Annotated in this window: 10 protein-coding genes and 1 riboswitch; of the genes, 6 read left to right on the top strand and 4 right to left on the bottom strand. The window is 73.2% G+C overall.

Annotation, left to right across the window (positions count from 1 at the left end):
- Positions 1-59: 59 nt before the first annotated feature.
- Positions 60-201: riboswitch (cobalamin riboswitch) on the bottom strand.
- Between the two features lie 118 nt (positions 202-319).
- The 3 genes from PV343_RS31800 to PV343_RS31790 form a co-directional block, all read right to left on the bottom strand.
- Entirely contained in the window at positions 320-547 is a 228-nt protein-coding gene (locus tag PV343_RS31800; protein WP_133922345.1) for a hypothetical protein, read from the bottom strand.
- Between the two features lie 32 nt (positions 548-579).
- Positions 580-1,833 carry an inorganic phosphate transporter gene (locus PV343_RS31795; RefSeq protein WP_319150497.1) on the bottom strand — a complete coding sequence of 418 codons (1,254 nt, stop codon included), beginning with the start codon at positions 1,831-1,833 and terminating at the stop codon, positions 580-582.
- 142 nt (positions 1,834-1,975) lie between these two features.
- The gene (locus PV343_RS31790) at positions 1,976-2,740 is read right to left on the bottom strand and encodes a GH25 family lysozyme (RefSeq protein ID WP_319150496.1); all 765 of its coding nucleotides are present in this window, start codon (positions 2,738-2,740) and stop codon (positions 1,976-1,978) included.
- A gap of 187 nt (positions 2,741-2,927) precedes the next feature.
- Between PV343_RS31790 and PV343_RS31785 the strand changes: the two genes are divergently transcribed.
- From PV343_RS31785 to PV343_RS31775, 3 genes are all read left to right on the top strand, one after another.
- The gene (locus PV343_RS31785) at positions 2,928-3,686 is read left to right on the top strand and encodes a class II aldolase/adducin family protein (RefSeq protein WP_319150495.1); all 759 of its coding nucleotides are present in this window, start codon (positions 2,928-2,930) and stop codon (positions 3,684-3,686) included.
- Positions 3,687-3,882: 196 nt separating this feature from the next.
- On the top strand, positions 3,883-5,010 hold the full coding sequence (locus PV343_RS31780; protein WP_319150494.1) for an alpha/beta hydrolase: 1,128 nt from the start codon (positions 3,883-3,885) through the stop codon (positions 5,008-5,010).
- 245 nt (positions 5,011-5,255) lie between these two features.
- On the top strand, positions 5,256-6,662 hold the full coding sequence (locus tag PV343_RS31775; RefSeq protein ID WP_319150493.1) for a hypothetical protein: 1,407 nt from the start codon (positions 5,256-5,258) through the stop codon (positions 6,660-6,662).
- A 25-nt stretch (positions 6,663-6,687) separates the two neighbouring features.
- Here PV343_RS31775 and PV343_RS31770 read toward each other — a convergent pair whose 3' ends face one another.
- Positions 6,688-7,098, bottom strand: coding sequence for a VOC family protein (locus PV343_RS31770; protein WP_319150492.1), 411 nt, complete (start codon positions 7,096-7,098; stop codon positions 6,688-6,690).
- Positions 7,099-7,345: 247 nt separating this feature from the next.
- Here PV343_RS31770 and PV343_RS31765 point away from each other — a divergent pair, with 247 nt between their 5' ends.
- From PV343_RS31765 to PV343_RS31755, 3 genes are all read left to right on the top strand, one after another.
- Positions 7,346-8,944, top strand: coding sequence for an ABC-F family ATP-binding cassette domain-containing protein (locus PV343_RS31765; protein ID WP_319150491.1), 1,599 nt, complete (start codon positions 7,346-7,348; stop codon positions 8,942-8,944).
- Positions 8,945-9,303: 359 nt separating this feature from the next.
- Positions 9,304-9,525, top strand: coding sequence for a helix-turn-helix domain-containing protein (locus PV343_RS31760; protein ID WP_010355597.1), 222 nt, complete (start codon positions 9,304-9,306; stop codon positions 9,523-9,525).
- A gap of 160 nt (positions 9,526-9,685) precedes the next feature.
- Positions 9,686-10,489, top strand: coding sequence for an enoyl-CoA hydratase/isomerase family protein (locus PV343_RS31755; RefSeq protein ID WP_319150490.1), 804 nt, complete (start codon positions 9,686-9,688; stop codon positions 10,487-10,489).
- The last annotated feature ends 60 nt before the right edge of the window (positions 10,490-10,549 follow it).

Below are 10,549 nucleotides of genomic sequence, written 5' to 3'. Positions count from 1 at the left end.
GAACGTCGGTCGGCAGCCGCGCATGGCGATATGTCCTCACTCAGGGTGTCCGCGCCCTGGTTCGACGAGACCGGCGGTGAGAGTTCCTGGCTCCCGGGGACACTTCCCCGGTGACAGTGGCGGGACCGCGCCGGATTCGCACCGGCTTCCTCTTCTGCCGCCGTACATGGCCTGGGCAGTCCACCACGCGCCCGGAAGGGCCGTCAACTTGCCTGTGACCTGCGGGGGAAGAGTGTGCTGAGGCCCACACCGATACGAGGCGGGCAGCCGGAAGGCCCCCCGCCGGAACTCTCCGGCGGGGGGCCTTCCGAACGGTGCGTCAGGGCTTGACGACGATCAGGTAGATGCCGTAGGCCACCGCGGCCGTGCACGCCGCGAAGCAGACGTACGCGCCGGTGGCGGCGAGCGCCGCCGAGCCGCCCTGCGCGGCGGCCTTCTCGCGCCGCGCCAGGCCGTTGATGCCGAGGGTGAACAGGGCCACCAGGCCCACCGCGAACGCGAGGCTGACGCCGAAGACGGAGCCGATGGCCGCCCAGTCGATCTTCATGGGTTGCTTCCTTCAGTACCGGGTGCTCGGGGTCAGACCGCTGCGGCCGGCGGGACCGCCGGGGTCGCGGGCTCGGTCGGGACCGGGGCCGGGATCGTGGCCGTGAGGTCCTCGGTGACGGTGCCGGTGGGCGGCGGGGTCACCATGGCGATCGCGGTGGTCACCACGCCGGGCGGCTCCTCGGCCGGGCCGGCGACGACGCTGGTGTGGTCCACGACCTCACGCCGGGAGTACTTCCAGATCGCGGCGCTGGCGGCGACCAGGAAGACGGCGACGACCGCGGTGCCCCAGTCACCCAGGTCCGTGACGGACTCGGCGAGCGCGCCGACGAGCGCGGCGGCCGGGAGGGTGAGCACCCAGGCGATGAGCATGCGCGTCGCGGTGGACCAGCGGACCACACCGCCCTTGCGGCCCAGACCCGTGCCCATGACCGAGCCGGAGACCACGTGGGTGGTGGAGAGGGAGAAGCCGAGGTGCGAGGAGGCCAGGATGGCGGTGGCCGCGCTGGTCTGGGCGGCGAAGCCCTGACGCGGCTCCAGGTCGGTCAGGCCGGTGCCCATGGTGCGGATGATGCGCCAGCCGCCGATGTAGGTGCCGAGCGCGATGGCCAGGCCCGCGGAGAGGATCACCCAGGTGGGAGGGTTGGAGCCCGGCGAGACGGCGCCGCCCGCGATCAGCGCCAGGGTGATGATGCCCATGGTCTTCTGCGCGTCGTTGGTGCCGTGCGCGAGGGAGACCAGACCGGCCGAGGCGATCTGGCCGGCGCGGTAGCCCTTGCGGGTGGCCTCGCCGTCCGCCTTGCTGCCGATGGCGTAGGAGAAGCGAGTGGAGAGCATGGCCGCCAGACCCGCCACCACCGGGGCGGCGACCGCCGGCAGCAGCACCTTGGTGACCAGCACGTCACCGTGGACCGCGCCGAAGCCGGCGGAGGCGACGGTGGCGCCGATCAGGCCGCCCATCAGGGCGTGCGAGGAGCTGGAGGGGAGCCCCACCAGCCAGGTCAGCAGGTTCCAGAGGATCGCGCCGACCAGGGCGGCGAAGATGACCTCGGGCCGGATGCCGGTCTCGTCCACGAGACCCTTGGAGATCGTGTTGGCGACCTCCACCGAGAGGAATGCGCCTACAAGGTTGAGCGCGGCGGACATGGCCACCGCGACCTTGGGCTTGAGCGCGCCGGTCGAGATGGTCGTGGCCATCGCGTTGGCGGTGTCGTGGAAACCGTTCGTGAAATCGAACGCGAGTGCGGTTACCACCACAATCGCGAGGATCAGCGAGAAGCTTTCCATTTACCCAGGCAATCGTTCGAGGTCGTTGGCTGTTGGACCGTAGGCAATCTGGGTGAACGGAAGGTGAACTGAGGCAGGCGTGACGGTGTCTGTGAGAGAGGTTCCGGATGTCGTCCGCCCCGACGCCCCAGCCGCCCCTTGGCTACCAGCCCCGCGCGAAGGCCCGTAGCCGCCACGGCGGCCCGTTGAAGAGATTCTGGTCACCCGGCAGACCGCCCCTGACGCCGTACTGCCAGAAGGTCCAGTCCGACCATCCGCCCGGCAGCGATCCGGGGTCCGACGTGCCGTGACGGGCGATCCACAGCGCGTGGCCGGCGGCGAAGGCGCGGGTGTCACCGGTGCACGCGTCCCACCAGTCGGCGGTGGTGTAGATCACCGGCCGGCGGCCGGTCTCGCGCGCCACCTCGTCGCTGAAGGACCGGATCCAGCGGACCATCCGCTTCCACCCCAGCCCGTAGCAGCGGTGCTTCCGGTTGTACGGGTTGTACTCGATGTCGAGCGCGGGCGGCAGCGTCCAGCCGTCCGCCCGCCAGTCGCCGCCGTGCCGCACGAAGTACGACGCCTGCCGCGCGCCCGAGGAGCGGTCCGGGCGTGCGAAGTGGTACGAGCCGCGGATCAGCCCCGCACGGCGCGCGCCGGCGTACTGCCGGTGGAAGTAGGGGTTGCGGTAGGTCGTCGACTCGGTCGCCTTGACGTAGGTGAACCGGGCGCCCTCCGACCGCGCGGCCGGCCAGTCGACGTGCTTCTGGTGTGACGAGACGTCGTGCCCCATCGGCAGCCCCAGCGAGGTCGCGGGCGACCCGGCGGGCACGGCGGACGCGTCCTGGGCGCCCGCGAGGGCCAGCGCGGCGGCGGCGAGGGCGGCGGCGCGGCGGCGGGAGCGGGAGGGTGTGCGGTCACGGACCATGCGTCCCCCTGGAGTGGCGGTGGACCGTCGTTCGGGCGATCGGGAAAGCTCATTGAATGACCGGCACTCCCGGGAACCAGGCCGATTCCGGACGGTTCAGACCAGGTCCACTCGTTCGGGGGCACGACTTCCGGCCGGAAACGGGCGCCCGGACCGCCCCCGCCGGTCCGGCTGGCAGGATCGCGGCATGGCGGAACAGCGGCGGGGCACGCACGGCACGGACGGCACGGAGGGTGGGCACGGGGCGGACGAGGCCGGTGAGGCCGCCGGGGCCGCGGGCACCGCATGGGCCCCCGAGGCGTACGGAGAGGCTGCGGCCGCCTGGGAGGCGCTGGTCGCGACGGCCCGCCGTACCGTCGCCGACGGCCTGGTCGTCGGCACCTCCGGCAACGTCTCGGCGCGCGTCGGCGACCTCGTGCTGGTCACACCCTCCGGCGTGCCGTACGACCGGCTGACCCCCGCCGACATCACCGGCGTCGACCTCGCCGGACGGCAGGTCGTCGGCACGCTCGTGCCGACCAGCGAACTGCCCCTGCACCTCGCCGTCTACCGCACCACCGACGCCCGCGCCGTCGTCCACACCCACGCCGTGCACGCCACGGCCGTCTCCACCCTCGTGACCGAGCTGCCCCCGGTCCACTACATGGCCGGCGCCCTCGGCGGCGTCGTCCGCGTCGCGCCCTACGCGACCTACGGCACCGACGAACTGGCGCGGAACATGCTCCGGGCCCTCGACGGCCGCTCCGGCTGCCTGCTGCAGAACCACGGCACGGTCACCCACGGCGCCACGCTCGACGAGGCCTACGACCGCACCGCCCAGCTCGAGTGGATGTGCCGCCTGTGGCTGACGGCGTCCTCCGTGCCGGGGCTGACGCCCAGCCTGCTGACGGAGGCACACATGGCCGAAGCCGGGGCACGTTTGAAGGGGTACGGCCAACGGAGGTGACCCCTTGCCGCCCAGCCCCTCGTTCCAGCCCCTGCTCGACCGGCTCGCACACGTGCTGCCCGCGCCGCTGCGCCGCGCCGCCGGCCCGCCGCGCCGCGGGCGTCCCGCGCTGCCGAGGCCGCGCCCGCCGCGCACGCTCCCGCCCCGGCCCGCCCTTCCACTGGCCGTGCGCACGGACCGCCCCGACACTGGAGCCGTGCGCACCGTCAGAGCCACCGCCGCCGCACTCACCGCCGTGCTGGCCGCCGGCGCGGCCTCCGTGGCCGCCGGTCGACTCGCCAGCGACGCCGCGCTGAAGGCGCCCGCGGGTCGTCCCCTGCCCACCGAACCCCGGCTCACCGTGCACGGCACGGCCCCCGGCCGGATCACCCTCACCCGTGATCTCGCCTCGCTGCGTCCGGGCACCTACGGCCTGGCCGGCGACGGCTCGCACGCGGTCGTCGGGCCCGTGCTCGGCACGGCCGCGGAGACCGCCGACACCGTCGTACGGCGCCTGGAGCGGGTCACGCACGGCAGCTTCGCGCCCGGTGCCGCCGTCTGGCTCACTCCGAACGTGTACGTCGGCAACCCGGCCGCAGCCCTGGGGCTCGACTTCGCCGACGTGGACGTGCCGGGGGAGCTCGGCCCCCTGCCCGCCTGGTTCGTGCCCGGCAGCCGGGACATGTGGGTGATCGCCGTGCACGGCCTCGGCACCACCCGCGAGCAGGCCCTGAACGTCATGGAGTTCCTGCACGGCCGCCGGCTGCCGGTCCTCGCGCTCTCCTACCGCGGCGACCTCGGCGCGCCGCGCCCGCCCGACGGCCTGAACCACCTGGGCGAGACCGAGTGGCGCGACCTGGACGCGGCGATCCGCTACGCCGTGCGCTACGGCGCCCGCCGGGTGGTGCTGCTCGGCTGGTCCACCGGCGCCACCATGGCCCTGCGCGCCGCCGAGCACTCCGCCGTGCGCGACCGGGTCGCCGGCCTCGTCCTGGACTCACCCGTCCTCGACTGGGAGGCCACCCTGCGCGCCCTCGCCCAGGCCCGGCACACCCCGGAGCCGCTGCTGCCGCTCGCGGTGCGCGCCGCGCAGGGCCGGGCCGGTCTGCACGCCGACCGGTCCGCCGGGACGGTCGTCTTCGACCGGATCGACCTGCCCACCCTGATCATTCACGGCCCGGACGACGCGGTCGCCCCCTGGGAGTACTCCCGCCGCCTGGCCGACCGCCGCCCCGACCGGGTGGCCCTGCACACGGTCGCCCAGGCCTCGCACGCGGCGATGTGGAACGCCGACCCCGAGGAGTACGAGGAACGCCTGCGCCGCTTCCTGACCCCCCTGATGTAGGCCCCGCCCGGCCCGGTGGCTTCCGGCTCTCCCGCGACGCGTCGCGGGACACGTCGTGGAACGCGTCGTGCAACGCGTTGCGAGAACGAGTCGGAAGCCCCGGTTCCAGGGGTTCCGTTTACGGGCGTACCACTGGCCTGATCATGACCGTTCCCCCGGCATCGGACCCGGTGCGTTGGCCAGCCCCGTCGCCCCCCGTGACATTCCGTTTGGGTTTTCGGACCGTCAACCGGAAGACTGCACCCGTGACGTCCCGTATCCCGCGCGACTCCAGGCTTCGAATCGTCCGACCGCGACCCCTGGCCGCCGCCCCCACAGCTGTGAACCAGCGGCGCCCGCGCCGCCCCGCACCCCGGCCGCCGGAGGGCACCCCCGCGCCCGCGGAACTGGCCAGAATGGCGCGCACCGGACTGGCCGGCGCGGTCCGGGTGGCCCGCTGGGCCGACGCCGCCCTCGGGCCGGGGAGCGACGCCGCCACGGCCGACGGCAAGGCCACCCTCTCCGACGCCACCGCCGAGCGCGCCGCCGCCGACCTCGGCCTCGACGTCACCCGGGTCCGCGCCGAATGGGACACCGCCCGCCTCGCCGGGCTGGTCGAGGTGCACGGGGACAGCGCACGCCCCGGCTGGCGCCTGCGCGCCTGGGACCGCGACGACAGCGCCGTGCTGCGCGGCTGGGTGGCCCTCTTCGACGCCTGGTCGCTCGCCTGCCCGGAACCCGCGGACCACGAGCCGGCCGCCGTCGCCGAGGTCGTCTCGGCCATGCCGCAGGTGCTCTCCTTCCTCCAGCTCTCCGCCGGGCCCGTCCCGGTGGAGCAGCTCCTCGACCTGCTCCAGCAGCGGGTCACGGAACTGCGCACCGAGCGCTGCGAGGTCTCCTACGAGCCCGGCTCCGCCGAGTCCGCCGGCCCCGTCGAGCCGGCGCCCGGGGACACCCCGCTGCCGCCCCTGCTCGGCTGGGCCCTGCGCGCCCTCGCCTCCGTCGGCGCCCTGACCTGCGGCGACAACCAGGCCACGCTCACTCCGCTGGGCAGCTGGGCGGTCTGGGTCAAGCTGGAGCAGATCTGCGTGGCCGCCCAGAGCCCCGCCGGGAACATCGAGCAGTCCGCCGAGGACATGCTCCGCGGCTGCGCCCAGCTGCGGCCCAACGCCGCCCGCGCCGAGTACCGAGCCTGGCTGGCCGCCCGTCCCGTCGGCAGCGCCGTCACCGAACTGCTCGCCGCCGCCCGCGGCGAGGACGCCCTGCTGCGCGGCCTCGCCTTCGAGGCGCTGCGCGTCGTCGGCGCCCCCGCCGAACCCGACGTACGGTCCGTCGTGGACGACCCGGCGCTGCGGCCGTACGCCCTGCTGTGGCTCGCCGAGCACGACGGCGTCGACCCGGAGGACGCCCACGAGGTCCTCACCCGCGAGGAGGCCACCTGGCTGTGGGTCGACACCGCGGCCGCCGTCGCCGACCACGGCGAGACGACGATGCTGGTACGGCACCTGGAGGCCGCGGTGCAGCCCACCGTCCCCGTGCTGCTGGACGAGGTCCGCGCCGTCGGCCACCCGCGCACCGTGCAGGTCCTGGTCGCGCTCGCCGCCGCCCACCCGGACCCGGCCCTCGCCAAGGCCGTGCGCCGGGCCGCCTTCCAGGTGCACACCGGGGGATAGCCGGCGGGCGCCGGGACCGGGCCGCTCAGCCGCCGATCTCGGGGGCGTACGTGCCGAAACTCCAGATGTTGCCCTCGGCGTCCCGGGCCAGGTAGTCCCGCGAGCCGTAGTCCTGGTCCGTCGGGGGCAGCAGGATCTCCACGCCGTGCTCCACGGCCCGCTGGTGATGGGCGTCGACGTCGTCCACGACGACGTACACCCCCGCAGGACCCGCGCCCCTCATCGCCGAGTCGAACAGGCCGCCGCGGCCCTTGGAGCCGACCATCACCGCGCCCCTGCCCTGGACCAGCTCGGCGTGCATCACCGTGCCGTCCTGCGCCTCGTACACCGACAGCTCGGTGAACCCGAAGGCCTCGGTGAGCTGCCGGATCGCCGCCTTGGCGTCCGCGTACAGCAGCGTCGGGTAGATGCTCGGCCGTCCGCCGGTGCCTGCCATGCCGATCACTCCTCGGTGTGTCGGTCCTGCCCTGGTCCTGCCGTGATCCCGTCGTGCCCCGCCCCGGTTCCGAGTCTCGCAGTCGCCACCGACGACGCCCCGCGCCGCGGCCCGAACACGCGCACGTAGAAAAACCGCTTGCACGGCCCCGTTAGAATTGCCTCCATGGCCATTCTCCTCGCGCATTAGACGGCGGGAACGTCCTCAGCCGCCCACCCGCCACCCACGTACGTCCTGGAGTCTGTCCGTGATCTCCGCCTCCGGTATCGAGCTGCGCGCCGGTGCGCGCGTCCTCATCGAGAACGCCACCTTCCGCGTCGCCAAGGGCGACCGCATCGGCCTCGTCGGCCGCAACGGCGCAGGCAAGACCACCCTGACCAAGGTCCTCGCCGGCGAGGGCATCCCGGCCGGCGGCACCGTGACCCGCTCCGGCGAGGTCGGCTACCTGCCGCAGGACCCCCGCACCGGCGACCTCGACGTCCTCGCCCGCGACCGCGTCCTGTCCGCCCGCGGCCTCGACGTGCTGATCCGCAAGATGCGCGACAACGAGCAGCGCATCGCCAACGGCAAGGGCGCCACCCGCGACAAGGCCATGAAGCAGTACGAGCGCCAGGAGACGGAGTTCCTCACCAAGGGGGGCTACGCGGCCGAGGCCGAGGCCGCGACCATCGCCGCCGCGCTCAACCTCCCCGACCGCGTGCTCGGCCAGCCCCTGCACACGCTCTCCGGCGGTCAGCGCCGCCGTATCGAGCTGGCGCGCATCCTCTTCTCGGACGCCGACACCCTGCTGCTCGACGAGCCGACCAACCACCTCGACGCGGACTCGATCATCTGGCTGCGCGACTACCTGAAGACCTACCGCGGCGGCTTCATCGTGATCTCCCACGACGTCGACCTGGTCGAGACGGTCGTCAACAAGGTGTTCTACCTGGACGCGAACCGGTCCCAGATCGACGTCTACAACATGGGCTGGAAGCTCTACCAGCAGCAGCGCGAGGCCGACGAGAAGCGCCGCAAGCGGGAGCGCGCCAACGCCGAGAAGAAGGCCGCCGCCCTGCACTCGCAGGCCGACAAGATGCGTGCCAAGGCCACCAAGACGGTCGCCGCCCAGAACATGGCGCGCCGCGCCGACAAGCTGCTCTCCGGCCTGGAGGCGGTCCGCCAGTCCGACAAGGTCGCCAAGCTCCGCTTCCCCGAGCCCGCGCCCTGCGGCAAGACCCCGCTGATGGCGGAGGGACTGTCGAAGTCGTACGGCTCGCTGGAGATCTTCACCGACGTCGACCTGGCCATCGACAAGGGCTCCCGGGTCGTCATCCTCGGCCTCAACGGCGCCGGCAAGACCACCCTGCTGCGCCTGCTCGGCGGTGTGGAGCGGCCCGACACCGGCGAGGTCGTGCCCGGCCACGGCCTCAAGCTCGGCTACTACGCCCAGGAGCACGAGACCCTGGATCCCGAGCGCACGGTCCTGGAGAACATGCGCTCGTCCGCCCCCGACATGGACCTCGTGGAGGTCCGCAAGGTGCTGGGCTCGTTCCTGTTCTCCGGGGACGACGTCGACAAGCCGGCCGGCGTCCTGTCCGGCGGTGAGAAGACCCGTCTCGCCCTGGCCACGCTGGTCGTCTCCGCCGCGAACGTCCTGCTCCTCGACGAGCCGACCAACAACCTCGACCCCGCCAGCCGTGAGGAGATCCTCGGCGCGCTGCGCACCTACAAGGGCGCGGTCGTGCTCGTCACCCACGACGAGGGCGCCGTCGAGGCGCTCCAGCCCGAGCGGATCATCCTGCTGCCGGACGGCGTCGAGGACCTGTGGGGCTCCGACTACGCGGATCTCGTCGCCCTGGCGTGACCCGGGAGTGACCGGGACGGCCCGGGCGAGGACTGATCCACTGCGTATGGATCATTCGGCCTAGCCGTGATCCACCATCTGTGTGAGATCTCCTCGTATCGAGGTGTGTCGTACACCGATTTCGCGGCCGATCCCCTCTCTGTCCGGGGATCGGCCGCCGCGCTTCGCTGACCTGGCACTTCGCGAATCAGCCCGGCCGGGCCGCCGCATACGCCATGGCGGAATCCCCGGTTCCTGATGTGGGGATGCGCTCCTGTCGTCACAACGATGTCTCACGGACCTTGCCGAATGGGTGGCCATCCCGCCCCGGAGGGGTGATCATGAGGAGACCAGAGCGCACTTCCCATGAGGAGGCACGGGTGGCCGAGACTCTGAAGAAGGGCAGCCGGGTGACCGGCGCCGCGCGCGACAAGCTCGCGGCAGACCTGAAGAAGAAGTACGACTCCGGTGCGAGCATCCGGGCGCTGGCCGAAGAGACCGGCCGCTCGTATGGCTTCGTGCACCGGATGCTCAGCGAGTCGGGCGTCACGCTCCGTGGGCGTGGCGGAGCGACACGGGGCAAGAAGGCCGCAACGTCCTGACTCCGGGCGGCCCACCGTCTTCGATGGTGACCATCCGGTCGGTCCGCCCCCAGGGTCCCTGACGGGCCCGGGGGTGCCCCTTGATCGGCCGGGTGGTTACTGTGCAGTCACTTGGCATGCCGTCGGCATGCGCGACGACTGCACCCACCGGAGGCGCCCCATGGCTTCGCCCGACCAGGACCTCGCTCCTGTACTCGACAAGGACGGCGTACGGCTCACCGTCGACGACGCGCTCGCCACGGTGACGCTGACCAACCCGGCCAAGCGCAACGCGCAGAGCCCCGCCCTGTGGCGGGCGCTCACCGAGGCCGGCCGGCTGCTGCCGGGCTCCGTCCGTGTCGTGGTGCTGCGCGGCGAGGGCAGGTCCTTCTCCGCTGGGCTGGACCGTCAGATGTTCACCCTGGAGGGGATTCCGGGCGAGCCGACCTTCACCGATCTCGCGCGCCGTGACGACGCCGAGCTCGACGCGTCCATCGCCGAATTCCAGGAGGCGTTCACCTGGTGGCGGCGCAGCGACATCGTGTCCGTCGCCGCCGTCCAGGGGCACGCCATCGGTGCCGGGTTCCAGCTCGCGCTCGCCTGCGACCTGCGGGTCGTCGCCGACGACGTGCAGTTCGCCATGCGCGAGACCGCCCTCGGCATCGTTCCCGACCTGACCGGCACGCATCCGCTGGTCGGCCTCGTCGGGTACGCCCGCGCGCTCGAGATCTGCGTGACCGGACGGTTCGTCGGCGCCGAGGAGGCGGTGGCGTCCGGGCTGGCCAACCTCGCGGTGCCCGCCGGGGAACTCGACGGCGCCGCGCGGGACCTGTCCGCCGCGCTGCTCTCCGCGCCGCGGGACGCGGTCGTGGAGACCAAGGCACTGCTGCGGGGTGCGGCCGGCCGCACCTACGACGAGCAGCGGGCCGCCGAGCGCGCTGCCCAGAGCCGGCGGCTGCGGGACCTGGCCGGCATCGGCGAATGAGCCGTCGCGGGCCCCGTGACAGCCGTCTCCGGACCCGGTGACTGCCGTCCCGGGGCCCGG

Origin of the sequence: Streptomyces sp. WI03-4A (genome assembly GCF_033792105.1) — a bacterium.
Lineage (GTDB): Bacteria > Actinomycetota > Actinomycetes > Streptomycetales > Streptomycetaceae > Streptomyces > Streptomyces collinus_A.
This window is presented reverse-complemented; position numbering and strand designations above follow the sequence as displayed.

What these genes read in the sequence shown, in the direction of transcription:
- PV343_RS31770 (WP_319150492.1), bottom strand. Translation starts at nt 7,098, where the DNA reads ATGGCAGGCACCGGCGGACGGCCGAGCATCTACCCGACGCTGCTGTAC.
- PV343_RS31755 (WP_319150490.1), top strand. Translation starts at nt 9,686, where the DNA reads ATGGCTTCGCCCGACCAGGACCTCGCTCCTGTACTCGACAAGGACGGC.
- PV343_RS31800 (WP_133922345.1), bottom strand. Translation starts at nt 547, where the DNA reads ATGAAGATCGACTGGGCGGCCATCGGCTCCGTCTTCGGCGTCAGCCTC.
- PV343_RS31785 (WP_319150495.1), top strand. Translation starts at nt 2,928, where the DNA reads ATGGCGGAACAGCGGCGGGGCACGCACGGCACGGACGGCACGGAGGGT.
- PV343_RS31795 (WP_319150497.1), bottom strand. Translation starts at nt 1,833, where the DNA reads ATGGAAAGCTTCTCGCTGATCCTCGCGATTGTGGTGGTAACCGCACTC.
- PV343_RS31790 (WP_319150496.1), bottom strand. Translation starts at nt 2,740, where the DNA reads ATGGTCCGTGACCGCACACCCTCCCGCTCCCGCCGCCGCGCCGCCGCC.